Origin of the sequence: Pseudomonas sp. 2VD (assembly GCF_005503585.1) — a bacterium.
Classification (GTDB): Bacteria; Pseudomonadota; Gammaproteobacteria; order Pseudomonadales; family Pseudomonadaceae; genus Pseudomonas; species Pseudomonas aeruginosa.
Genome location: NZ_SCND01000050.1, coordinates 1 through 24,923 on the forward strand (window position 1 = coordinate 1; position 24,923 = coordinate 24,923).

Here is a 24,923-nt window from a genome sequence, read left to right on the forward strand (position 1 = left end):
TCGGTGGACCTGGCCCTGCTGGTATTCGGCAGCGCCGCGGTGGTGGGAATCTGGCTGGTCGGCGCGCTGGTCGACCGGCACCTGCGGCGGATGGTCCTGGCCAGCCTGGCGCTGTTCGCCGTGGCGGCGCTGGCGCTGTGCCTGGGCGCTCGCTGGAGCTGGCTGGCGTTCGCCGGCCTGGCCCTCTGGGGGCTGACGTTCGGTGGCGCGGCGACGCTGCTGCAGACCGCTTCGGCGGACGCCGCCGGGGAGGGCGCCGACCTGGCCCAGTCGATGATCGTGGTGGCCTGGAACCTGGCCATCGCCGGCGGCGGAGCGTTGGGCGGCATGGTGTTGCAGCGCTGGGGCAGCGAGATGCTGCCCTGGACCCTGCTGCCGCTGATCGGCCTGGCCGCGGCGCTGGCCTGGGGCAATGCCGCGCACGCGTTCCGCGTCGGCCCGCGCGGTTTCCCCAGGGCATCGTCCGAACGCCGGAAAGCGGCGGAATAGAGGGGCGGCGCCGGGCGAGGCAAAAAACGCGACGGGTCTTAGAACGTTTATTCACTTGGGTTATTTGGATAGGCCCGATTCGAATATCCATCGCGTCGAAATACCTGTCGCGACGATGCGCTCCTCCGTCATGCAGCGGAATCCGCTGTCATTGCGCCGAACGCCTTCGCTGCCTCGCCGCTAGCCGCCATGCAGCGCCCGGCGCGGCTGTTGCACCGGCATCTTGCCGGTGCGCCGGCGCTGCCTAGAATCGGCCCCAGTCGCACTTACCCCCGCTTCGCCTACAGGAGTTACCGCCATGATGAATGCCATGCAGATGCCGATGAACATGAATGCCGCCATGCCGATGATGCCCATGATGGGCATGCCGATGATGATGGCGAGCATGCAGTGCGAGACGATGGACGACGGCATGCTGTGCAAGATGATGCCGGCGATGGGCATGGACATGGGCCAGTTCCGCAACAGCGCCGAGATGATGGCGATGATGATGAACTGCGGCATGCCCATGATGATGCAGTGCGGCAACCTGGCGATGATGGGCATGTCCCAGGCCTGCATGGCGATGATGCCGACGATGGGCATGGGGATGGGCATGCCGATGATGGGCATGGCTCCGATGAAGTGCATGATGGAGTGCTCCATGCAGGGCGACGCCATGCACTGCAGGATGATGCCGATGCAGGGCATGGACATGGAGATGTTCAAGAACTGCTGCATGCTGATGGCGAAGATGATGGAGTGCGGCATGCCGATGATGATGAGTTGCAACGGCATGCCGATGATGTGCTGCACCTGCTGATCCGTCGCCGGATGGAAAAGGCCCGCCCGGGATGACCGGGCGGGCCTTTCTTCGTCCATGGCAGCAAGGCCGGGGTCAGTCCAGGCGCTCCGGGTAGGTCATCACCAGGTACGCCAGCGCTTCGCTATCGGCGGGGTTGCGGTAGCTGTGCGGCTGGTCGGCGTAGAACAGGATCGAGTCGCCGGTGGCGAGCAGGAAACGCTCTTCGTTGACCCGCACTTCCACTACCCCTTGCGCCACCACCAGGTTCTCCTGGGTGCCGGGGGCGTGGGCTTCGGCGTCTTCCTGGCCGAGGCCGCGCAGGCGCAGTTCGTAGAACTCCACCTGGCGCGCCACATCGAAGGGGAACAGCGCGCGGCTGGTGAAGGCGCCGTCGGCGCTGACCAGGCGCTTGCTCTGTTGCGCCGGCAGCACGGCGACGCCGGCGAAGGCGCGATCGTCGAGGAAGGCTGCCACCGACACCTTGAGGCCCTGGGCGATCTTGCACAGCACCTTGATCGACGGCACGCTGCGCCCGGACTCGATCTGCGCCAGCATCGCCCGGCTGACGCCGGAAATCCGCGCCAGAGCGTCCAGCGAGAGATTGCGCTTGCCGCGCAGGCGCAGCAGGTTGTGGGCGACGCGCTGGCCAATCAGATCATCGGGTTCGGTATGCACGCCGGCGGCCAGTTCCAGGTGGGCGACGCCATCGCTGGCGGGCAGGTTCATCGGTCAGGCCCGGCGGCTGCGCTCGTCGTGCCTGGCTGGCGGTTGCGGCACGGCGTAGCCGGCCCGCCAGGCGTACACCGCCCACATCATTTCGCCCAGGCGGCGTGCCTGGCGGCGCGAGCGGTAGCGGGCGAAATCGATGACGTTGTCGGTGCGGTCCATGAGGCATTCCTCGGGCGGCGGGTTCGATGGCAGCCAGACTATCCCTTCGCCGCTTAGAGCCATAAATACTAAGTTTTTATTTATTAATTCATTTTTGTGCTTACAAGGAACGCCGAACCGTACCGAGCAGCATATTTATATTCTTTAAAGGTATTTAAATTAATTTTCTTATTCCAATAAATTAAAGGCTCTCGCGTACCTGCCGACCAATCGGCGCGCCGCACCGAATCCATGCCGCCTCGCGCGGTATCTCGTGCCCGGCGTGTCCGGGCTTGCGTGGGAGTCAGCGATGTCCGTTTCCCTTCCGGCGCCAGCGCGCGCCGACGTTCCCTTGCAGATCCGTGCCCTCGATGCCGCGTTCGGCGCCGAGGTGCTCGGCCTCGACCTCGGGTTGCCCCTGGCCGCCGAGGACTTCCGCCGTATCCATCGGGCGCACCTGGACCACCATGTGCTGGTGTTCCGCGAGCAGCGCATCACCCCGGCGCAGCAGATCGCCTTCAGCCGGCGCTTCGGTGAGTTGCAGATCCATGTGCTGAAGCAGTTCCTGCTCCCAGGGCATCCGGAGATCCTCATCGTTTCCAACATCGTCGAGAACGGCCAGCCCGTCGGTCTCGGCGATGCCGGCAAGTTCTGGCACTCCGACCTTTCCTATAAGGAGCTGCCGAGCCTCGGCTCGATGCTGCATGCCCAGGAGCTGCCGGAGGAGGGCGGCGATACTCTGTTCGCCGACATGCACAAGGCCTGGGACAGCCTGCCGGAGGCCTTGCGCAAGGCGATCGAGGGACGCACGGCGGCGCATTCCTATACCACCCGCTACAGCGAACCGCGCTTCGAGGGTAACTGGCGGCCGACCCTGAGCGCCGCCCAGCTCGCCGAGGTGCGCGAAGTGGTCCATCCGATCGTGCGCACCCACCCGGAAAGCGGGCGCAAGGCGCTGTTCGTCAGCGAAGGTTTCACCACCCGCATCGTCGGCCTGCCGGCCGACGAGAGCGCCCAACTGCTCACCGAGCTGTATGCGCACAGCGTGCGCCCCGAGCACATCTACCGGCATCGCTGGCAGGCGCATGACCTGGTGTTCTGGGACAACCGCTCGCTGATCCATCTCGCCGGCGGTTGCCCGGCCCACCTGCGGCGCAAGCTCTACCGCACCACCATCCAGGGCGACGCACCGTTCTGACGACGGCGCGCGCTTCCCCCTTTTCGCCAGGAGCGTTTCCATGAACCGCATTCCCCGTTTCACCCGCCTGGTCGCCGCGCTCGGCCTGGGCCTGAGCCTCGCCACCACGCTGCTGGCCAGCCGGCCGGCGCAGGCCGAGGGCGAGATCCGCATCGCCGAGCAGTTCGGCATCGTCTACCTGCTGCTCAACGTGGTCCGCGACCAGCGCCTGATCGAAAAGCACGGCCAGGCCGAGGGCCTGCAAATCAAGGTCGACTGGACCCAACTGTCCGGCGGCGCGGCGGTCAACGATGCACTGCTGTCCGGGGCGATCGATATCGCCGGTGCCGGCGTCGGTCCGCTGCTGACCATCTGGGACCGTACCCGCGGGCGCCAGAACGTCAAGGCGGTGGCCTCGCTGGGCAACTTCCCCTACTACCTGCTGAGCAACGACCCGCGGGTCAGGAGCATCGCCGACTTCGGCGCCGGGGATCGCATCGCCGTGCCGGCGGTGGGGGTTTCGGTGCAGTCGCGCTTCCTCCAGTACGCCGCGGCGAAGCAGTGGGGCGACAAGCAGTTCGACCGCCTCGACAAGTACACCGTGGCGCTGCCGCACCCGGACGCCACCGCCGCGCTGGTGGCCGGCGGCACCGAGCTGACCGGGCATTTCTCCAACCCGCCGTTCCAGGACCAGGCGCTGGCCAACCCGAAGGTCCACGTGGTGCTCGACAGCTACGAGCTGTTGGGGCCGAATTCGCCGACCGTGCTGTTCGCCACGGAGAAGTTCCGCCAGGACAACCCGAAGACCTACCGGGCCTTCGTCGAGGCGCTGAAGGAAGCGGCGGCCTTCGCCCAGAACGACAAGGCGGCGGCCGCCGATACCTATATCCGGGTGACCGGGGCGAAGATCGACCGCGCCGCGCTGCTGAAGATCATCGCCAATCCGCAGGTGGAGTTCAGCGTCACGCCGAAGAACACCTATCCGCTGGCGGAGTTCCTCTACCGGGTCGGTGCGATCCGCAACAAGCCGGCTTCCTGGCAGGACTATTTCTTCCAGGACGGCGCGCCGTTGCAGGGGAGTTGAGACGCCGATGAACGCCGCCTCCCGCCAACCTTCCACGCTCCCCGCCGACGCCCTGCTGGCGGTGGACGGAGTCAGCCTCGAATACCGCACCCGCTCGCGCGTGGTGCGGGCCACCCAGCGGGTCAGCTTCGAAGTCGACCCGGCCGATCGCTTCGTCCTGCTCGGCCCGTCCGGCTGCGGCAAGTCGACCCTGCTCAAGGCGGTGGCTGGCTTCATCACGCCCAGCGAGGGCGAGATCCGCCTTCAGGGACAGGCGGTCAGGGCGCCCGGCCCCGACCGTATCGTGGTGTTCCAGGAGTTCGACCAGTTGCCGCCATGGAAGACCGTACGGCAGAACGTGCTGTTTCCCTTGCGGGTGTCCGGCCAGGTGGCGCGCGACGAGGCCGAGCGACGCGCCGACGAATGCCTCGAGAAGGTCGGCCTGGCGGGCTTCGCCGAGGCCTACCCGCACACGCTGTCCGGGGGCATGAAGGCGCGGGTGGCGATCGCCCGGGCGCTGGCGATGCAGCCGAAGATCCTGCTGATGGACGAGCCGTTCGCCGCGCTGGACGCGCTGACCCGGCGAAAGATGCAGGAAGAACTGCTGCGCCTGTGGGAAGAGGTGCATTTCACCCTGCTGTTCGTCACCCATTCCATTGAGGAGGCGTTGGTGGTGGGCAACCGCATCCTGCTGCTGTCGCCGCACCCGGGGCGGGTCCGGGCCGAAGTGCATGGCCACCCGTTCGGGCTGCACAGCCTGGGTGGCGAAGCGCTGCAAGCGGCGGCGCGACGCATCCACCGCTTGCTGTTCGACGAGGGCGGCGAACCGACGGTGGCCGCGACCCTCGACTTCGCCGACATCCGTCTGGCCCACTGAGCAAAGGAGCCGATCGATGAGTCGAGTCACGCGCGTCCGCGAAGAATACGAAATCCAGCTCGAACCCCTGCTGGAGGTCCCCCTGGAGCAGCGCCTGCCCCTGGGCCAGCGTCTCTGGCAACAGGGCTGGCTGCGCAAGGGGCTGATCCTGGCGCTGCTGGCGCTGGCCTGGGAGCTGGCGGCGCGGGTCCAGGGCAACGACCTGCTGCTGCCAGGCTTCCTGCAGACGGCCAGGGCCCTCGGCGAGGGCCTGGCCAGCGGCGAACTGCCGGCCAAGGCGGGGATCTCCCTGCTGGTGCTGTTCAAGGGCTACCTGCTGGGGATCGTCCTGGCCTTCGTTCTGACCAGCCTGGCGGTCTCCACGCAGTTGGGCCGCGACCTGCTCGGGACCCTCACGGCGATGTTCAACCCGCTGCCGGCGATCGCGCTGCTGCCGCTGGCGCTGCTCTGGTTCGGCCTGGGCCAGAACAGCCTGATCTTCGTGCTGGTGCATTCGGTGCTCTGGGCGCTGGCGCTGAACACCTATGCCGGTTTCCTCGGTGTCTCGGAGACCCTGCGCATGGCCGGGCGCAACTACGGCCTGCGCGGCCTGCGCTTCGTCCTGCTGATCCTGGTGCCGGCGGCGCTGCCGTCGATTCTCGCCGGGCTGAAGATCGGCTGGGCCTTCGCCTGGCGCACGCTGATCGCCGCGGAACTGGTGTTCGGCGCGAGCAGCGGCAAGGGCGGGCTCGGCTGGTACATTTTCCAGAACCGCAACGAGCTGTACACCGACAAGGTATTCGCCGGCCTGGCGGTGGTGGTGCTGATCGGCCTGCTGGTGGAGAACCTGGTGTTCGGCAGCATCGAGCGCCTCACGGTGAAGCGCTGGGGAGTGCAACGCTAGGGCGGCGGACGGGTGGAGTGTTACGGCAACTTTCTCGGCAACTGTTGCGCTGGCGCGGCGGCAAAGCGGAGTAACGTCTTGCCCGCACCCACTTCAAAGGATGGAACGAATGTCGCTCTCCGTGGATCTGCTGCTGGCGTTCTCCCTGTTCGCCTTCGTCACCTCCGTCACGCCCGGTCCGAACAACACCATGTTGCTGGCCTCGGGGGTCAACTTCGGTTTCGTCCGCTCCATCCCGCACATCCTCGGGATCAGTTGCGGCTTCTTCATCATGGTGATGGCGGTGGGCTTCGGCTTGGGCACGGTGTTCGAGGCCTACCCGGTGCTGTACACCATCCTGCGCTACGTCGGCGCGGCCTACCTGCTGTACCTGGCCTGGAAGATCGCCACCTCCGGCCCGGCCGGCAACGACCCGGAGGGACGTGGCAAGCCGTTGAGCTACTGGGGCGCGGCGGCGTTCCAGTGGGTCAACCCGAAGGCCTGGGTGATGGCGGTCGGCGCCATCAGCACCTACACCCCGTTGCAGGGCTACTTCACCAACGTGGTGGTGATCTCGACGGTCTTCGCCCTGATCAACGCGCCGACCATCGGAATCTGGGCCGGTTTCGGCAGCATGCTGCGCAACGTGCTGCGCGATCCGCGCTGGCTGCGGGTGTTCAACGTAGGGATGGCGCTGCTGTTGGTCGCGTCGCTGTACCCGATCCTGGCGGAAAATCATTCGGCCTGACCTGTCACCACCCTATCAGTTGTATTAGCTCGTAACTCGTCGCCATTTCGTGAAGAGTTTTTCGCTCGGTGCCCAGCCTCGGAAGGGGGAGAGCGATGCAGGAGCGACATGGCTTACCGTTACGCAGCTTTTCGTCGGGCAAGGCGCTGACCGCGGGACGCGCAGCGCGCCCGGAGGTTGCGCAGGAGCGACGCTACCTGCAAGGCGCCCCGCTGGGGTTGGAACTGCCGGGGCGGATCGCCTTGCGCGACCCGCATTGCGCCTGGCAGTGGGTCGAGCCGGAGGCGGCCGCGCAAGCGTTCCCGGCGGCGCACTGGCTGGCGGCGTTCCTGGTACTGCTGGGACGCTACGGCAACGAAGAGATCACCCTGGGTTTTCCCGAACCGATCACGGTGCGCGGGCGGCAGGCGCCCGCGCTGCTGCGTTCCGCCTACCGGGCGCTGGAGTCGTCCGCCGAACGTAGCGCGCGGCTGGCGGAAGAACTCGACGATGCCCGGCGGCAGCTCTCCGCCGAGGGCCAGGAGCGCGCCGCCCTGGCCGGGCGCTGCGCGGTCCAGGTGCTGGCGGCGCGGCCGACGGCGAGCAGCCCCGGCTGGCTGGCCCTGGTGCTGGCGGCGGACGGCAGCGTCGGCCTGGCTCTGCGCGATCCCCAGTACGACGGATTGCGGCGTATCGCCGGCCATCTCGCGCGCCTGGCGCGCGGCCTGGTCGACGCCCAGGCCTGCGTCGGCCGGCTGCCCTGGCTGGACGCCGACGAAGAGCGCCGTTTGCAGGCCCTGCGCAGCGAGCCCCAGGCCGCGCCGCCGCGCGGCGTACTCCACCATCTGTTCGAGGCCCAGGCGCGGCGCACGCCGCAGCGCATCGCCGTGCACGCCGCCGACCGCAGCCTCAGCTATGCCGAGCTGGAGCGCGAAAGCGCCGCGCTCGCCGCGCGCCTGCGCGCCGCCGGGGTGGCTCCGGAGCAGCGGGTCGGGGTCTGCCTGCGGCGCGACAGCGGCCTGCTGGTCGGCCTGCTCGGCGTGCTCCGCGCCGGCGGTTGCTACGTCCCGCTGGACCCGGCCTATCCGGAGGAACGGGTGGCCTACATGCTCGACGACGCCGACTGCCTGCTGGTGCTGGTCGACGCGAGCACCCGCGAGCGGGTCGCCGCGCTGGGCCGGCCATGCCTGGCGCTGGAGGAGGGCGGCGACCAGGCGACCGACCTGGCGCTGCCCGCGAGCGAGGTCGGCGCCGAGCACCTCGCCTACATCATCTATACCTCCGGATCCACCGGACGCCCCAAGGGCGTCGCCATCGAGCACGGCAGTGCCCATGCCTTCCTGCGCTGGGCCGGCCAGCACTATGCCGCCGAAGAATGGAGCGGGGTACTGGCGGCGACCTCGGTGTGTTTCGACCTGTCGGTCTACGAGCTGTTCGGCACCCTGGCCGAAGGCGGTACGCTGCACTTGGTGGAAAACCTGTTCAGCCTGCCGGACTACCCGCGCCGCGACGAGATCAGTCTGCTCAATACCGTGCCCTCGGTGTGCGCCGCGCTGCTCGCCCTCGGCGACCTGCCGGGCGGAGTGCGCACGCTGAACCTGGCCGGCGAACCGCTGCGCGGCCACCTGGTGCGACAGATTCGTGGCCAACCCCAGGTACGGCGCCTGGTCAATCTCTACGGGCCGACCGAGGACACCACCTATTCGACGGTGCACGAACTGGACCTGCACGCCGAAGCGCTCGACGAGCCGCCCATCGGCCGACCGCTGCCCGGCACCACGGTGGAGGTGCTCGACGGCTTCGAGGCGCCGCTGCCGCTGGGCGTGGCCGGGGAGCTGTACCTCGGCGGCATCGGCCTGGCGCGTGGCTATTTCGGCAAGCCGGAGCAGACCGCCGAGCGTTTCCGCGTCGATCCGGGCAGCGGCGAGCGCCGCTATCGCACCGGCGACCGCGTACGCATGCGCGAGGACGGCGTGCTGGAACACCTCGGCCGGCTCGACGACCAGGTCAAGTTCAACGGCTTCCGCATCGAGCTGGGCGAGATCGCCTCGTGCCTGGCGAGTTTTCCCGGGGTGAGCGAAGCCTGCGCCATGCTCACCGAGGACAGCGCCGGCCTGCGTCGGCTGGTCGGCTACCTGGCGGCGCCGTTCGCCCCGCAGCTCCAGGCGCTGAACGAGCACCTTGGGCAAAGCCTGCCGCACTACATGTTGCCGTCGGCGTTCGTGGTCCTGGTGGAGCTGCCCAAGACGCTCAACGGCAAGATCGACCGCAAGGCCCTGCCGCGTCCCCAGGCGACCGACGCCGAGCCGCAGGCGCTGCCCGGCGATCCGCTGGAACAGGCGCTGCACCAGGCCTGGCAGGCGCAGCTTGGCGCGCCGCCGCGCGCCGGGCAGGGTTTCTACGCCGCCGGCGGCGATTCCCTGCGGGCGGTGCACCTGCTCGCGACGCTGCGCCAGCGACTGTCCCGCCGCGTACCGTTGCAGGCGTTCGCCGGTGGCCCGGCGACCCCCGAGGCCCTGCTGGAATTGCTGCGCCAGGCCGCGCCCGAGGGCGACGAGCCGGAGCCGAGCGCCGGCGCCGCCGGGCTGAGCCTCGCCGAACGGCGCCTGTGGGTGGCCCAGCAACTGGCGCCGGAGGACACCTCCTACAACCTGCTGGCCCACCTGCGCATAGTCGGCGCCACGGCCGACGCCATCGAACAGGCCTTGCGCCAGTTGCTGGAGCGGCATGTGGCGCTGCGCCGGCGTGTCGAAACGGGCGTCGACGGGCCGCAGCCGCATGCGCTGGCGGCGCATGCGGTGCCGCTGCAACGCCTGCTGGCGAGCGACGCCGCCCACGCCGAGCGGCTGCTGGAGGATGGCGTGCGCCGTGAGGGCGCGCGAGTCTTCGACCTCGCCCATGAGGCGCCGGCGCGCCTGCTGCTGGTCGTCACCCGCGACAGCGCGCGCGCCGACCTCCTGCTCAGCGTCCATCACTACGCCTTCGACGATGTGTCGCTGGCGGTCTTCGCCGCGGAGCTGAAGACGCTGCTCGATGGCGGCCCCCTGGCCGCGCTCGCCAGCACGCCGGAACAGGTCGCCGCCCGTGAGCGCGCGGCGTTGGCCTCGGGCCGCCTGGAGCGCGTCGCCGAGCGCTGGGCGGAGCGTCTGTTGCCGCTGGCGAAGGCTCCCGGCGCCGCGGCGGCGCGCCGGGAGGAGCGCGGCGGGCGCGCCGGCCAGCGCCTTGCCCTGCCGGTTTCCGCCGCCGCCCATGCCGCCTGCCGGACGCTGGCCGAACGCGCCTCGGTAAGCCCGTTCAGCGCTGCGCTGCAAGCCTTCGCCGAAGTGCTCGGCGCCGAACTGGGCGTCGACGACCTGCTCGTCGGCGTGGCCCTGGCCGGGCGTTCGCGCCTGGAAATGCAGGGGCTGGTCGGCTGCTTCGTCAACCTCCTGCCGCTGGCGGTCGGCCTGCGTCCGGGGCAGTCCGCGGAGTGGCGCCTGCGCCAGGTCGGCCATGACCTGCTGGAACTGCTCGAACACCAGGACGTGCCCCTCGAATGCGTGACCCAGGCCCTGCGCCAGCGCGGCGCCAGCGGCCTGCCGATCCGCATCGCCTGCGGCGCGCACAACGGTCGGGCGGCCCCGGCGGTGGATGCCGGGGTGCGCGTCGAAGCCGACTTCATCCCGGTGCCCGGCGCGCGCCTGGACCTGACGCTCTGGCTGGAAGACCAGCCGCAGGGCTGGCTGGCGGTCTGGACCGGGGCCAGCGCGATCTTCGACCTGCACCGCATCGAGCGCCTGCACCAGGCCTGGGAGCGGCGCCTGCTGGCGAACGCCGGCGAACCTACCTCGAAACGCATGTCGCCGGAGGGCTGCAACGCTTCCTGACGACTCGAGTCCCCCACGGAGAACAGCGATGGAACGAACAGCTCCCAGTCTCACCGGTCGCGGCTTCGCCCGGCCGCGCAATCTCACCCCGCGCAGCAGCGAGGCGCTGGTGCGGCGCCCGGCGGCGGAGCGCGACGGCCTGCCGCTGCTGATCGAGGCACAGGCTCCCGGCCTGTCCCTGGCCGACTGGATTCGCGAGCAGGGCCAGTCCCTGCACGACGACCTGAATCTGGCTGGCGGCCTGTTGCTGAGAGGCTTCGAGGTCGACTCGGCAGAGCGCTTCCGCGCCGCCGCCGCCGCCTTCGCTCCGCAACTGCTCGACTACAAGGAGCGTTCCTCGCCGCGCAGCCAGGTCAGCGGCGAGGTCTACACCTCCACCGAGCATCCGCTGGACCAGCCGATCTTCCTGCATAACGAGCAGTCCTATACCGCCGACTGGCCGCTGTACATCATGTTCCATTGCCAGGTGGCGCCGCTCGAAGGCGGCGCCACCCCGGTGGCGGCCAACCGGTTGGTGCTCCGCCACCTGCCGGACGAATTGCTGGAGCGTTTCGAGCGCCTGGGCATCCTCTACGTGCGCAACTACCGCGCCGGCCTCGGCCTGTCCTGGCGCGAAGCGTTCCAGACCGACAGCCGCGCCGAGGTCGAGGCGTTCTGCGCTGAGCACCGGATCGCCCATGCCTGGATCGGCGACGAGCACCTGCGCACCTGGCAGAGGCGCGCGGCCTTCCAGCGCCACCCGCATACCGGCGAGCGCCTGTGGTTCAACCACGGCATGTTCTTCCATGCCAGCAGTCTCGAGCCGGGCCTGCGCGATGCGCTGTTGCGCAGCGTCGCCGAGGAAGACCTGCCGTACCAGACCTACTACGGCGATGGCAGCCCGATCGAGGCGCAGACCCTGGCGACCATCCGCAGCGCCATAGACCGCGAGACGCGGCGCTTCGACTGGCGCGTGGGCGACGTGCTGATCCTCGACAACATGCTCGCCCAGCACGGCCGCGAGCCGTTCCGCGGGCCGCGCCGGATCCTCACCATCATGTCCACGCCGTATTCCGGCCTGGCCTCCGCCGATGTCCCGCCGACACCTTCGCGCCTGGCGCTCGGAGGTGCCGCATGAGCGCCTCGTTCAGCGCGCCGCGCCTGCGCCCGCGGCAGCTCTCGGCCGGCGACCTGGTGGAGGAGAGCCTGCTCGACCCGGCCAACGGCTACCTGCGCATCGTCCGTGCGCGCCAGCCGGGCATGGACCTGCGGCAATGGATCGCCGCCGCCGGCGCAGGACTGCGCGACAGCCTGCTGCGGCACGGCGGCATCCTGTTCCGTGGCTTCGCGGTGGACGGCGCGGAGGGCTTCTCCCAGGCCGTGCAAGGCTTTTCGCCGAACATGCTCGACTACCTGGAGCGCGCGGCGGCGCGCCAGGAAGTGGCGCACCGGGTGTTCACTTCCACCGAGTTCTCGCCGGATGGCTGGATTCCGCCGCACCACGAAATGTCCTACTCGCACAACTGGCCGAGCTACATCCACTTCTACTGCCAGACGCCGCCCGCCACCCAGGGCCGCACGCCCCTGGCCGACGAGCGCCGGGTCAGCGCCCGGATACCCGAGGCGATCAGGCAGCGCTTCCTCCGCCATGGGGTGTGCTACGTGCGCAACTACGGGCCGGAGATCGACCTGACCTGGCAGGAAGGCTTCCAGACCGACAGCCGCGCCGAGGTCGAGGCCTACTGCCGGCAGACCGGTACCCAATGGACCTGGCTCGACGACCAGCGCCTGAATACCTGCCAGGTGCGCCAGGCGATGGTGCGCCACCCGCTCAGCGGCGAGCCGCTGTGGTTCAACCACGCGCACATGTTCCATGTCTCCAACATGCCGCCGGCCCTGGCCCGGGCCTTGCTCGACGAGGTCGGCGAACAGGGGCTGCCGCGCAACGCCTACTACGGCGACGGCAGCCCGATCGAGGCGGAGGTGCTGGACACCATCCGCGCCGCCTACCGCGAGGAAACCCGCGCGTTCGCCTGGGAGCGCGGCGATGTCCTGATGCTCGACAACTTCATCAGCGTCCACGGCCGCGAGCCGTACACCGGCGAGCGCAAGGTGCTGGTGGCGATGACCGACCTGCATGTCCACCAACCCTGAACCCGTGCGAGGGATAGCCATGAGTGCGTCAGAAGACCTGCAATCCGCTGTGCAACCGGCCGCGAGCGAAGCGCTCGAAGGATTCCCGCTGTCCCCCTTGCAGACCCGCGCCTGGCGCCGTCATGCCGAGCGGCCGGAAAATACCGTTGTCGGCGTGCGCCTGCACGCCCCGGCCGATCCCGCGGCGACGCTGGAGCGGCTGCGCCGGGCGCTGGACGGCGAGGCGCAACTGCGCGTGGCTTACCGGACGATGCCGGGCATGAGCCTGCCGGTGCAGGTACTGGATGGACGCGCGGCCGATCTGCTGGTCGAGCGCCTGCCGGGAGACGGCGACTGGGCCGGGCGCTTCGCGCGCGAAAGCGCACGTCTCGCCGCTGCGCCCCTGGGCGGGGAAGGCCAGCCGGTGCTGGCGCTCGGCCTGCTGCTGGACGCCGCCGGAGAGACGCTCCAGGGGCTGTTGCTGGCGGCGCCGGCGTTCGTCGTCGATGCGGCCAGCCTGGCGGCGCTGCTGCGGCGCGGCCTGGGGCAGGCCGGCCCGGCGAGCGCGGACGAGGGGGCCGAGGCGCTGCTGTTCCAGCATTTCTCCGAATGGGCCAACGAGGCGCTGGCCGGCGAAGATGGCGAAAGCGCCAGCGGCTACTGGCGCGAGCAGGCGGCCGCTGCGGCGGAGAATCCGCTGGCGCTGGCGGACGACCTGGGCGAAGGCGAGTGGACGGCGCGGCGCCTGCTGCCGCGCGCGCTGCTCGAACGCCTGGCAGCCAACGGCTTGCCGGAGGCGGCCGCCCTGCTGGCCTGGACCCAGGTCGCCGGGCAGTTCCAGGGCGACGAGGGACTGCCGCTGGAAATGGCGCGACTGGTCTCGGGGCGCCTGTTCAACGAGTTCGCCGAGCTGGCCGGACCGTTCGCCGGGGTCGCGCCGCTGTGCCTGGAGAATGTCCGCGCGGGCAGCGTCGGCGAGCGGCTCGACGCCCTCCAGGCGGCGATCCTCGCCCAGGAGGAGGCAGCGGCCCTGCGCGATCCCTTTGCCCCCGACTGGCCGCTCGCCGAGTTGGGCTTCGCCTGGCTGGCGGGCGAACTGGATGGCGCCGGGGTGGCCGAGCTGGATTGCCGTCAGCCGCCGCTGGGCGGGTTCCTCGAGTTGCAGGTGCTGCCCCACGGCGAAGGCCGGCTGGCCAGCCTGCGGGTCCGCCGCGACCATGACGGAACGCTGGCCGGGCGCTTGCTCGACGCCTGGGTCGAATGCCTGGAAAGCATCGCCGCCGACAGGCAACTGCCACTGGCCGGGCTGCCGTTGATCGGCGCGGCCGAGCGCGAGCGCTACCAGGCCTGGCAGGGCGAGCGCGTGGAGCCCGCGCCGGTGGAATCCCTGGTGGCCGCGTTCGATCTGCGCGCCTCCCTGCAGCCGCAGGCGCCGGCGTCGCTGGATGCCCACGGCAGCCTGGATTTCGCCACGCTGCGCGCGCGCAGCGAAGCGGTCGCCGAAGCGCTGCTGGCTGCCGGCGTGCGGCCCGGCCAGGCGGTGGCGGTGATGACCGGGCGCAACCGCGAGGCGATCGTCGCCCTGCTCGGGGTGATGCGCGCGGCGGCGGTGTACACCCCGGTCAATCCGGAGTTTCCGGCGGCGCGGGTGGAGCGGATGCGCGAAGCGGGCGGGATCGTCTTCGCCCTTGCCGATGCCGAGTGCGCCGGGCGCGCCCGCGAGGCCTTCGCCGGGGCCTGCCTGGACCTGTCGACGCTGCCGCTTGCCGGCAGCGGCATGAGCCTGCCGGCGCCGGGCGGGCGCGATGCGGCCTACATGATCTTCACCTCGGGCACCAGCGGCCAGCCCAAAGGCGTGGTGGTCGAGCACGCCAGCGCGCTCAACCTGTCCCAGGCCCTGGCGCGCACGGTATACGCGAACGTGGTGGGCGAGGGCCTGCGGGTGACGGTCAACGCGCCGTTCTCCTTCGACTCCTCGATCAAGCAGATTCTCCAGTTGCTCTCCGGCCATTGCCTGGTCCTGGTGCCGCAGGAGGTGCGCAGCGATCCGCAGCGGATGCTGGGGTTCCTCGAAGAACGGCGCATCGACGTGCTCGACTGCACCCCGTCGCTGTTCCGCCTGCTGCTCCAGGCCGGCCTCGACGATGCCCACCCGGCGCTGCCCGGGCGCATCCTGGTAGGGGGCGAGCGCTTCGACGAAGCGTCCTGGGAGGTCGCCGCCGGCTGGCGCCGCTGCCAGGTGTTCAATCTCTACGGTCCTACCGAAGCCACGGTGAACGCCAGCCTGGCGCGGGTCGCCGAGCATGCGCGGCCGACCATCGGCCGCGCCCTGGCCAACGTCGATCTGCATGTGGTCGATGGCCTCGGTCGTCGCAAGACCCGTGGCGCCAGCGGCGAACTGTGGATCGGCGGCGCCGGGGTGGCGCGCGGCTATGCCGGCGACGCCGGCGAGGCGGCCGGGCGCTTCGTCGAGGAGGGCTGGCCGGGCAGCGGCCGCCTGTACCGCAGCGGCGACCTGGTGCGCTGGCGCGCCGACGGTTGCCTGGAGTTCCTCGGGCGGATCGACGAACAGGTGAAGATCAACGGCTACCGCATCGAACTGGGCGAGATCCGCAGCGCGCTGCTGGAACACCCGGCGGTGGGCGAGGCGGCGGTACTCACCGACGAGGCCGATGCGGCCGAACCGGGCGCGGATCGCCGGATCGTCGCCTTCGTCACCGCCGCCGGTGAGACCGCGGACGAGTCCTGGCTGGAAGTCGACCTGCCCAGCGGGCACCGGGTCGCCGGACTGAACCTCAACGAAACCGAGTACGTCTACCAGGAAATCTTCGTCGACGAGGTCTACAGCCGCGACGGCATCGTCCTGCCGCCGGACGCGGTGGTCCTCGACGTCGGTGCCAACATCGGCCTGTTCTCGCTGTACATCGCCAGCCGCGCGCCGCGCGCGCGAGTGGTCGCCTTCGAGCCGCTGGCACCGATCCGCCGGCGCCTGGAGGCCAACCTCGGACGCTACGCACCGCAGGTCGAGGTATTCGGCATCGGCCTGTCCGACGCCGAGCGCGAGGAAACCTTCACCTACTATCCGGGCTACTCGACCTTCTCCGGGATCGCCGAGTACGCCGACGCCAGCGGCGAACGCGACGTCATCCGACGCTACCTGAGCAACCAGGGCGAGGAGGGCGGGGCCAACCTGCTGCTGGACAACATCGACGAAATCCTCGACGACCGCCTGCGCGCCGAAGCCCACCGCTGCCGTCTGCGCCGCCTCGACCAGGTGATCGGCGAACTGGGCCTGGAGCGTATCGACCTGCTGAAGATCGACGTGCAGCGCGCGGAAATGGATGTGCTGCTCGGTCTCGACGACGCGGCGCTGGCCAAGGTCCGGCAGATCGTCCTGGAGGTCCATGACAAGCGCGACGGTGCCACCGCCGGCCGCGCCGATGCCTTGAGCGACCTGCTGCGCCGCCATGGCTTCGAGGTGAGCATCCGTCAGGACGCGCTGCTGGAGGGTACCGACCGTTACAACTGCTACGCGGTGCGCCCGGGCTATGCCGAGTCGCTGGCCGAGCGCATCGACTGGCGCGCGCTCGCGCCGCGCCCCGCCGCGGCCCTCGGCGGCGAGCTGAGCGAGCAGGCCCTGCGCGGCTTCCTCGAGGCGCGCCTACCGGCCTACATGCTGCCGAGCCGGATCGCCCGGGTCGAACGCCTGCCGCTGACCGCCGAAGGCAAGCTCGACCGTCGCGCGCTGTTGGCGGCGCTGGCCGCCGAGGCGGCCGCGCAGCCCCTGGAAGCGCCGGCCAATGCCACCGAGGCGGCCCTCCTGGAGATCTGGAAGAGCGTGCTGAAACGCCCGGCGATCGGCGTCAGCGACAACTTCTTCCAGGTCGGCGGCGACTCCATCCGCCTGATCCAGATGCAGGTCATGGCGCGCCAGGCCGGGCTTGCCTTTACCCTGCGCGACGTGTTCAACCACCAGAGCATCCGCGAACTGGCGCGCCTGCTGGCCGCTCCGGCGAGCCCGGCGGATGCGCTCGGGACCTCGGCGCCGCAGACGCTGGAGCCGTTCGCCCTGTTGTCGGCGGCGGAACGCAAGCGCCTGCCGGAGGGGCTCGACGACGCCTATCCGATGACCAGCTTGCAACAGGGCATGCTCCTGCAAAGCGAGGCCAGCGGCGATCCACGGCTGTTGCACAACGTCGTCCTGCACGAGGTGCATGGACGCCTGGACAGCGAGTTGCTGGCGCGCGCCTGGGCGATCCTGATCGGCCGCCACGCGATCCTGCGTACCGGCTTCGACCTGCACGGCGGCCAGGCGCCCTTGCAATGGGTCCACCCGGCCACGGCGGTCGCCGCCGAAGTGCCGGTGCACGACCTGCGCGGCCTCGATGAGGAAGCCCGGCGCCTGCGCCTGCGTGCCTGGATCGAGGAAGAGCAGGCCGCCCCGTTCGACTGGAGCCGCCCACCGCTGGTGCGCCTCGCCGCGCTGGCGCTGGACGAGCGGCTCTTCGCCCTGGGCGTCGCCGAACACCATAGCGTGCTGGACGGCTGGAGCCTGCAAAGCCTGGTGGACGAGCTGCTGGCGGTCTACGCCGACCTCCTCGCCGGTGTCGTCGCGCGGGAAGCGGAAGCGCCCGCGGTAGGTTTCCGCGACTACGTGGCGCTGGAGCGCGAGGCCGAGGCCAACGCCGGCTCGGCGCTGTTCTGGCTCGACTACCTGGCCGGCGCCCGTTACCGGCCGTTGCCCGGCCTGGCGGAGGAGGGGCCCCGGCGGATGGCGGCGGTCCGCGTGGACGTGCCGGCCGACAGCCTGCCGCGCTTGCGCGCCCTGGCCGAACGCAGCGGCCTGCCCTTGCGTTCGTTGCTGCTGGCGGCGCATGGCCGGGCGTTGTGCCGCTTCAGCGATGCCGACGAAGTGGTCACCGGCTTCGTCAGCCACGGGCGCCCCGAGGAGCCGGGAGCGGACCGCCTGCTCGGCCTGTTCCTGAATACCCTGCCGTGCCGGCTGTCGGCTTCCGTCGATCTGCTCGACAGCGCCCGTCGCGCATTCGACTACGAGCGCGCGAGCCTGGAGCATCGGCGCCATCCGCTGGCGGCGATTCGCAGGCGCAACCGCGAGTTGCGCCTGGACAGCCTGTTCAACTTCGTCGATTTCCACCAGGACGACGCCGCGCCGGCGGCGGGAGTAAGGCACGGCGGCCTCCTCGACCAGGTGGTGGTGGACGTCGACGTGCCGCTGGCGGTGGACTTCGAGGTCGCCGGCGAACGCCTCGAGGTGGGCTTCCAGTACGCCGCCGGACGTTTCCCCGCCGAGCGCGCCGAGGCATTGGCCGACGCCTACCGCGAGGCGTTGCTGGCGTTGCTCGAGGACCCGGCGCAGCCGCCCGCGGCAGCCCAGGCCGAGGACAGCGTGGAGCTGCGGCGGGTGCTCAAGGTGTTGCCCCGCGTGCTCGGCCGGCCGCTGGCGGCCGACCAGGGCTTCGCCAGCGCCGGCGGGCATTCGCTGCTGGGCGTGCAGGCGATCGCCGAATTGCGCCGGCTGACCGGCAGGCAACTGAGCCTGGGGCTGTTGCAGGGCGATCCGGATGCCCGCGAAGTGGTGCGCCGCTGCCATGCCGCCGACGCGCCGCCGTTGCCGCCTGCCACCGAGCGCGCCCGGGCCCTGTGGTTGCAGCGCAGCGGGAGCGCGCAGCCGCGCCTGCGCCTGATCGCGCTGCCGCCCGCGGGCGGCAACGCCGGCACTTTCCGCGGTTGGGACGCGCGCCTGCCGGCGGACGTGGAGCTGCTGGCGATCCAGTATCCGGGGCGCCAGGAACGCCAGGACGAGCCATTCGTCACCGATGTAGAGGCCATGCTCTGTGCCATCGACGACGCGCTCCTGCCATTGCTCGACCGTCCGTTCGCCCTGGTCGGCGCCAGCCTCGGCGGCATGCTCGCCTACGAACTGGCGGCACGCCTGGAAAGCCTGCACGGCCTGCGCGCCAGGCAGTTGTTCGTGATCAGCAGCCGCGCTCCGGGGCCGGACCTGGAATACCCGCGCTTCCATGCGATGGGCGACGCCGAGTTGCTGCGAACCCTGCGTGAGTACGACGTGCTGCCGCTGGAAGTGCTCGACGACCCGGAGCTGCGCGAGATCAGCCTGGCTACCCTGCGCGCCGATTCGCGCCTGGCCGCCGACTATCGCTACCGGCCGCGCGAGCCGTTGGCCATACCGATCACCGCGATCCTCGGCGAGCAGGACCCGGGCGTCTCCAGGGCGGCCATCGACGGCTGGCGGCGGCACGCCAGCCGCTACGAGCTGGAGACCCTGGCCGGCGGCCACGGCCTGGTGGTGACGGCGGCGGAGGAGGTCTGCGCGATCCTGCGGCAGCGCCTGGCGGCCGATGTGCCTGGCGGCGTGCCGGCGAACCTGGCAACCTGAACCGCCGGCCCCTGCCGCCCGCCTGGCGGCAGGGGCCGGTGCCGTCCGTCTTCATTCGAGGTTGCCCATGGTTCTGCGCGAATACACCCAACGCCACCGGCTCGACGCCGTCGCCCCGGCCGACTACCACCGCCATCTGCCGGAGCAGGTCGCGCGCGGCCTGCCTTCCGCCGAGCTGGTGGTGTTCCGCGTCGCCGACGAGCATTCCGACACCGCGGCGTTCAGCGCACGCTACGGCTTTGGCCTGGAGGACTGCGCCAACACCCTGGTCCTGCGCTACAAGCGCGACGGCGCCGAAGGCTATGCCGCGGTGGTCAACCTGGGCTCGCGGCGGCTCGACGTGAACGGCGCGGTCAAGGCGCTGCTCGGGGCCCGCCGGCTGTCCTTCGCCGCCCGCGAGGTCGCCACCGAGCTGACCGGCATGCAGTTCGGCGGCATCACCGCGTTCGGCTTGCCCGAAGGCATGCCGCTGCTGGTCGACGCGGCGGTCTTCGAACGGCCGTTGGTGGTGATGGGCGCCGGGGTCCGCGAGACCAAGCTGCTGCTGTCCCCGGCACTGCTGAAAGACCTTCCCGGAGTGGTGGTCGCCGAACTCAGCGAAGCCGGTTGAACCCGCCGCGACTCTGCCAATTGTGGTAGGTGAAGCCTTCCGCCGTCTCTGCAACCATGCCCCCGCCCTGATCGCGACAAACGCCGGAATGCCCTGCGGTAGACGTTCGCGCCTGTGTTTCGAGGCGTTCGCGGCGGCCACGGCGGCGGTTCGTCGGACAGCCCCTCCGGATGCGTTTCCTACCTTCATCCGAGGAGCGGTAAATGATCAGGATCGACTTTTCCCAGTTGCACCAGGCCCGCGAAGATGCCGCGGCGGCCATGCCGAGCATCGCCGGCAAGAAGATTCTCATGGGCTTCTGGCACAACTGGCCGGCCGGCGCCGCCGACGGCTACCAGCAGGGCTCGTTCGCCAACATCGCGCTGGAAGACGTGCCGAGCGAGTACAACGTGGTCGCCGTGGCCTTCATGAAAGGGCGCGGCATCCCGACCTTCCAGCCATACAACCTGTCCGACGCGGAGTTCCGCCGCCAGGTCGGCGTGCTCAACGCCCAGGGCCGCGCGGTGCTGATCTCGCTGGGGGGCGCCGACGCGCACATCGAGCTGCACGCCGGGCAGGAGCAGGCGCTGGCCGCCGAGATCGTCCGCCTGGTGGAAACCTACGGTTTCGACGGCCTGGACATCGACCTCGAGCAGAGCGCCATCGACCTGGCCGACAACCAGCGGGTGCTGCCGGCGGCCCTCAAGCTGGTGCGCGAGCACTACGCCGGGCAGGGCAAGCACTTCATCGTCAGCATGGCCCCGGAGTTCCCCTATCTGCACAAGAACGGCAAGTACGTGCCTTATCTGCAGGCCCTGGAAGGCGTCTACGATTTCATCGCGCCGCAGTACTACAACCAGGGCGGCGACGGCCTGTGGGTCCAGGAGGCGAACGGCGGCAAGGGCGCCTGGATCGCGCAGAACAACGACGCGATGAAAGAAGACTTCCTCTACTACCTCACCGAGAGCCTGGCCACCGGCAGCCGCGACTTCGTGCGGATCCCGGCGCAGCGCCTGGCCATCGGCCTGCCGAGCAACGTCGATGCGGCGGCCACCGGCTACGTGATCGATCCCGCCGCGGTGAGCAATGCGTTTCGCCGCCTGGAGGCCGCCGGTCATGCGATCAAGGGCCTGATGACCTGGTCGGTGAACTGGGACGATGGCCTGAACAAGCGCGGCGAGCGCTACAACTGGGAGTTCCGCAAGCGCTACGCCAGCCTGATCCATGACGGCGAGGGCGGCGACCAGCGCCCGGCGGCGCCGCAGGGCCTGCGTCTGCTGGAGCGCGGTGAAACCAGCCTGGTGCTGGCCTGGAACGCCTCCAGCGGGCAGCGTCCGATCGATTACTACAGCCTCTATCGCGACGGCGCCATGGTTGGCCAGAGCGCCGCGCTGGGTTCCACCGACAGCGGCCTGACGGCGGACACCCGCTACAGCTATTTCGTCACCGCCACCGATACCCAGGGCAACCAGTCGCTGCCCAGCGAAGGCCTGGAGGTCAGCACCAGCGGCGGGGCGGTGGATCCGCAATTCCCGCAGTGGCGGGAGAACCAGGCCTACCGGGTCGACGATGGGGTGACCTACGAGGGGCTGCGCTATCTCTGCCTGCAGGCGCACACCTCCAACAGCGGCTGGACGCCGCCGGTAGCCTTCACCCTCTGGCGGCCGCTGCGCTGAGGGGGCGGGCCGGTCCGCGCCGCGGGCCGGCCCTTTGGCCGGCGAGAACCACGCACGGGGCGGCGGCCTATCCATATGCGTTTTCGGTATTTCCGCTTGATCGTTCATGGCGTTTATCATCACGGCATAACTTGTTATAACAAGTGTCCGAGCCACTCCGACGAGCGAATCCGACCATGGGCAAACTGCTCCCGCTTTCTCCCGTGCCGCTGTACAGCCAGCTCAAGGAGCTGCTGCGCGGGCGCATCCTCGACGGCGTCTACCCGCCGCTCAGCCGCATGCCTTCGGAGAACGAGCTGGGCAAGGCCTTCGACGTCAGCCGCATCACCGTGCGCCAGGCGCTCGGCGACCTGCAGAAGGAAGGGCTGATCTTCAAGATCCACGGCAAGGGCACCTTCGTCGCTCGGCCGAAGGCGTTCCAGAACGTCAGCACCCTGCAAGGCCTGGGCGAGTCCATGACGCAGATGGGCTACGAGGTCATCAACCGCCTGCACGGCCTGCGCTACGTGCCGGCCGGCGCGCAGGTGGCCGAGCGCCTGCGGGTGGAAGAGGGCAGCCCTGTGTGCGAGATCAAGCGGGTGCGGCTGGTCAACCGCGAGCCGGTTTCGCTGGAAGTCACCTACCTGCCGCAGGCACTCGGCGAGCGCCTGGAGAAGGCCGACCTGGTGACCCGCGACATCTTCCTGATCCTCGAGAACGATTGCGGCATTCCCCTCGGCCATGCCGACCTGGCCATCGACGCGGTGCTCGCCGACGCCGACCTGACCCGCGCCCTGGCGGTCGAGGAGGGCGCGCCGATCATGCGCATCGAGCGCCTGACCCATGCCGCCGACGGCGCGCCGCTGGACTTCGAATACCTCTACTACCGCGGCGACGCTTTCCAGTATCGCCTGCGCATCGATCGGCAGAAGGGAGAGCGGGCATGAACACCCTGGAGCAGGAATACGACATCGTGGTGATCGGCGGCGGCACCGCCGGGCCGATGGCGGCGATCAAGGCCAAGGAACACGACCGCGAACTGCGTGTGCTGCTGGTGGACAAGGCCAACGTCAAGCGCAGCGGCGCCATCAGCATGGGCATGGACGGGCTGAACAACGCCATCGTCCCCGGCCACGCCACGGCCGAGCAGTACACCCGGGAAATCACCGTGGCCAACGACGGCATCGTCAACCAGGCGGCGGTCTACGCCTATGCCAGCCACAGCTTCGAGACCCTGCGGCAACTGGATCGCTGGGGCGTCAGGTTCGAAAAGGACGAGACCGGCGACTATGCGGTGAAGAAGGTCCACCACATGGGCGCCTATGTGCTGCCGATGCCGGAAGGGCACGACATCAAGAAGGTGCTCTACCGCCAGCTCAAGCGTGCGCGGATCCCCATCGCCAACCGCCTGGTCTGCACCCGCCTGCTCACCGATGCCGAGGGCGCGGTGAACGGCGTACTCGGTTTCGACTGCCGCAGCGGCGACTTCCATGTGATCCGCGCCAAGGCGGTGATCCTTTGCTGCGGCGCGGCGGGCCGCCTGGGCCTGCCGTCCTCGGGCTACCTGATGGGTACCTACGAGAACCCGACCAACGCCGGCGACGGCTACGCCATGGCCTATCATGCCGGCGCCGAGCTGGCCAACCTGGAATGCTTCCAGATCAACCCGCTGATCAAGGACTACAACGGCCCGGCCTGTGCCTACGTCACCGGCCCGCTGGGCGGCTATACCGCCAACGCCAGGGGTGAACGCTTCATCGAATGCGACTACTGGAGCGGGCAGATGATGTGGGAGTTCCACCAGGAACTCGAAGGCGGCAACGGCCCGGTGTTCCTCAAGCTCGACCACCTGGCGGAGGAAACCATCCAGACCATCGAGGACATCCTCCATGGCAACGAACGCCCCAGTCGCGGGCAGTTCCACGCCGGGCGCGGCACCGACTACCGCCAGCAGATGGTCGAGATGCACATTTCCGAGATCGGCTTCTGCTCCGGCCACTCGGCCTCCGGCGTGTGGGTCAACGAGAAGGCCGAGACCAGCGTGAAGGGCCTCTACGCCGCCGGCGACATGGCCGCGGTGCCGCACAACTACATGCTCGGCGCCTTCACCTATGGCTGGTTCGCCGGGCGCAACGCCGCCGAATACGTCGCCGGGCGCGCCTTCAGCGCGGTCGACCGCGCCCAGGTCGAGCGCGAGCGTGCGCGGATCGAAGCGCCGCTGCTGCGCGAGCATGGCCTGCCGGCGGCGCAGGTGGAGTACAAGCTGCGCCGGCTGGTCAACGACTACCTGCAACCGCCCAAGGTGACCCGCAAGATGGAATTGGGCCTGCAACGCATCCAGGCCATCGCCGAGGACCTGGAGCGGATCAAGGCGGACAACCCCCACGAGCTGATGCGCGCCCTGGAGGTCAGCGCGATCCGCGACTGCGCGGAGATGGCCGCGCGCGCCTCGCTGTTCCGCACCGAGAGCCGCTGGGGCCTGTACCACCATCGGGTGGACTATCCGCGGCGCGACGACGAGGCCTGGTTCTGCCACGCGCACCTGAAGAAGGACGAACAGGGACGCATGGCCAGCTTCAGGAAACCGGTCGAACCCTACCTGTTCGCCATCGACGAGGGCGAACAGCAGGCCTACCAGCGCCTGCGGCTGAGGAACGACGCCGCCTAGGGCCCCGCGCCCCGGCGTAGTACCGCTAGACACCGAGCCCGCCGCCACGAAAGCGGGCCAGATCGAACCACGAGGACCGCGTGCCATGGCCTACCGACCCCAGGACATCTTCTTCCGCAGCAGCGCCCCGGTGACCATCGACGAAGACCGCTGCATCGCCGACAAGGGCTGCACCGTCTGCGTCGAGGTCTGCCCGATGGACCTGCTGGCCATCGATCCGACGACCCGCAAGGCCTACATGGCCTACGACGAGTGCTGGTACTGCATGCCTTGCGAAAAGGACTGCCCGACCGGCGCGGTGAAGGTGGAGATTCCCTACCTGCTGCGCTGACGCCCGCTTCCGGCAAGCGAGGCACAACCTGCCATCCGGCCACTCCCGGACGCCACCCTGAAACACCCCTCGTTTCCCACCACCGTCCGGGTGGCGGAGACGATTCCCATGACCCTGATTCGAGGGGAATCCCCATGCGACTGCGTGCAATCCTGGCCAGCCTGACGCTGGATTTCCCGCGCCCTCGCGACAGCCGGCTGGTGACCAGCGCCGACTTCGTGCGCCTGAAACGCCACTGCCTGGAACTGCTCGACCACGACGACGGCCGCCAGTGGCCGCGCCTGACCCCGCTCGGCCTGCCGCCGGGCATTACCCCGGACCGACTGCGGATCGCCATATGACCTGTGAAAACGCCACACTGCCCGAAATCCTCGAACTGTCGCCGCGCCTGGAGGACGCCGATCCCGGTGTGCGCCGCCTGGCGCTGATCGAACTGGC

General features: G+C 69.7%; 18 protein-coding genes and 2 pseudogenes. 18 read left to right on the forward strand and 2 right to left on the reverse strand.

Annotation, left to right across the window (positions count from 1 at the left end; genetic code table 11):
• Both FFS27_RS08400 and FFS27_RS08405 read left to right on the forward strand, forming a co-directional pair.
• The coding region (locus FFS27_RS08400) for an MFS transporter (protein ID WP_137951971.1) at nt 1-489 on the forward strand (489 nt) is incomplete at its 5' end.
• A 298-nt stretch (nt 490-787) separates the two neighbouring features.
• Nucleotides 788-1,291 carry a hypothetical protein gene (locus FFS27_RS08405; RefSeq protein ID WP_016254185.1) on the forward strand — a complete coding sequence of 168 codons (504 nt, stop codon included), beginning with the start codon at nt 788-790 and terminating at the stop codon, nt 1,289-1,291.
• Nucleotides 1,292-1,366: 75 nt separating this feature from the next.
• Here FFS27_RS08405 and FFS27_RS08410 read toward each other — a convergent pair whose 3' ends face one another.
• On the reverse strand, nt 1,367-1,948 hold the full coding sequence (locus FFS27_RS08410) for a helix-turn-helix domain-containing protein (protein ID WP_073665517.1): 582 nt from the start codon (nt 1,946-1,948) through the stop codon (nt 1,367-1,369).
• 54 nt (nt 1,949-2,002) lie between these two features.
• Nucleotides 2,003-2,161: a hypothetical protein gene (locus FFS27_RS08415; RefSeq protein ID WP_003089396.1), complete on the reverse strand. Its 159-nt coding sequence runs from the start codon at nt 2,159-2,161 to the stop codon at nt 2,003-2,005.
• Between the two features lie 289 nt (nt 2,162-2,450).
• Here FFS27_RS08415 and FFS27_RS08420 point away from each other — a divergent pair, with 289 nt between their 5' ends.
• The 16 genes and pseudogenes from FFS27_RS08420 to FFS27_RS08495 form a co-directional block, all read left to right on the forward strand.
• Complete coding sequence (locus tag FFS27_RS08420) at nt 2,451-3,338, forward strand: TauD/TfdA dioxygenase family protein (protein WP_022580974.1); 888 nt, start codon at nt 2,451-2,453, stop codon at nt 3,336-3,338.
• Nucleotides 3,339-3,378: 40 nt separating this feature from the next.
• Nucleotides 3,379-4,401, forward strand: a complete 1,023-nt coding sequence (locus FFS27_RS08425; protein WP_003089389.1) for an ABC transporter substrate-binding protein — start codon at nt 3,379-3,381, stop codon at nt 4,399-4,401.
• Between the two features lie 7 nt (nt 4,402-4,408).
• A complete protein-coding gene (locus FFS27_RS08430) occupies nt 4,409-5,257 on the forward strand; it encodes an ABC transporter ATP-binding protein (RefSeq protein ID WP_023101253.1) in 849 nt (282 codons plus the stop codon).
• Nucleotides 5,258-5,273: 16 nt separating this feature from the next.
• Nucleotides 5,274-6,140, forward strand: a complete 867-nt coding sequence (locus FFS27_RS08435; RefSeq protein WP_021264794.1) for an ABC transporter permease — start codon at nt 5,274-5,276, stop codon at nt 6,138-6,140.
• A gap of 109 nt (nt 6,141-6,249) precedes the next feature.
• Entirely contained in the window at nt 6,250-6,867 is a 618-nt protein-coding gene (locus tag FFS27_RS08440; protein ID WP_003089383.1) for a LysE family translocator, read from the forward strand.
• 95 nt (nt 6,868-6,962) lie between these two features.
• Complete coding sequence (locus FFS27_RS08445; protein WP_023101254.1) at nt 6,963-10,712, forward strand: non-ribosomal peptide synthetase; 3,750 nt, start codon at nt 6,963-6,965, stop codon at nt 10,710-10,712.
• Between the two features lie 28 nt (nt 10,713-10,740).
• Nucleotides 10,741-11,829, forward strand: coding sequence for a TauD/TfdA family dioxygenase (locus tag FFS27_RS08450; protein WP_003089373.1), 1,089 nt, complete (start codon nt 10,741-10,743; stop codon nt 11,827-11,829).
• A complete protein-coding gene (locus FFS27_RS08455; protein WP_023101255.1) occupies nt 11,826-12,845 on the forward strand; it encodes a TauD/TfdA family dioxygenase in 1,020 nt (339 codons plus the stop codon). Before FFS27_RS08450 ends, FFS27_RS08455 begins: the two co-directional genes overlap by 4 nt.
• A 19-nt stretch (nt 12,846-12,864) precedes the next feature.
• Nucleotides 12,865-19,242 carry a non-ribosomal peptide synthetase gene (locus FFS27_RS08460; protein ID WP_137951972.1) on the forward strand — a complete coding sequence of 2,126 codons (6,378 nt, stop codon included), beginning with the start codon at nt 12,865-12,867 and terminating at the stop codon, nt 19,240-19,242.
• A 67-nt stretch (nt 19,243-19,309) separates the two neighbouring features.
• Nucleotides 19,310-19,852 (forward strand): YbaK/EbsC family protein, encoded by a 543-nt coding sequence (locus tag FFS27_RS08465; protein ID WP_003089366.1) that lies wholly within the window; start codon nt 19,310-19,312, stop codon nt 19,850-19,852.
• A 203-nt stretch (nt 19,853-20,055) separates the two neighbouring features.
• The gene (locus tag FFS27_RS08470) at nt 20,056-21,507 is read left to right on the forward strand and encodes a carbohydrate-binding protein (protein ID WP_003089363.1); all 1,452 of its coding nucleotides are present in this window, start codon (nt 20,056-20,058) and stop codon (nt 21,505-21,507) included.
• A 176-nt stretch (nt 21,508-21,683) separates the two neighbouring features.
• Nucleotides 21,684-22,433 carry a GntR family transcriptional regulator gene (locus FFS27_RS08475; protein WP_003089358.1) on the forward strand — a complete coding sequence of 250 codons (750 nt, stop codon included), beginning with the start codon at nt 21,684-21,686 and terminating at the stop codon, nt 22,431-22,433.
• On the forward strand, nt 22,430-24,154 hold the full coding sequence (locus FFS27_RS08480) for a fumarate reductase/succinate dehydrogenase flavoprotein subunit (RefSeq protein ID WP_003139390.1): 1,725 nt from the start codon (nt 22,430-22,432) through the stop codon (nt 24,152-24,154). The genes FFS27_RS08475 and FFS27_RS08480 overlap by 4 nt, the downstream gene beginning before the upstream one ends.
• 85 nt (nt 24,155-24,239) lie before the next feature.
• The gene (locus FFS27_RS08485; RefSeq protein ID WP_003089354.1) at nt 24,240-24,485 is read left to right on the forward strand and encodes a 4Fe-4S dicluster domain-containing protein; all 246 of its coding nucleotides are present in this window, start codon (nt 24,240-24,242) and stop codon (nt 24,483-24,485) included.
• Between the two features lie 149 nt (nt 24,486-24,634).
• Nucleotides 24,635-24,826: pseudogene (locus FFS27_RS08490) on the forward strand (ABC transporter ATP-binding protein); the annotation flags it as partial.
• Nucleotides 24,823-24,923, forward strand: a pseudogene (locus FFS27_RS08495) (HEAT repeat domain-containing protein); the annotation flags it as partial. The pseudogenes FFS27_RS08490 and FFS27_RS08495, both read left to right, overlap by 4 nt.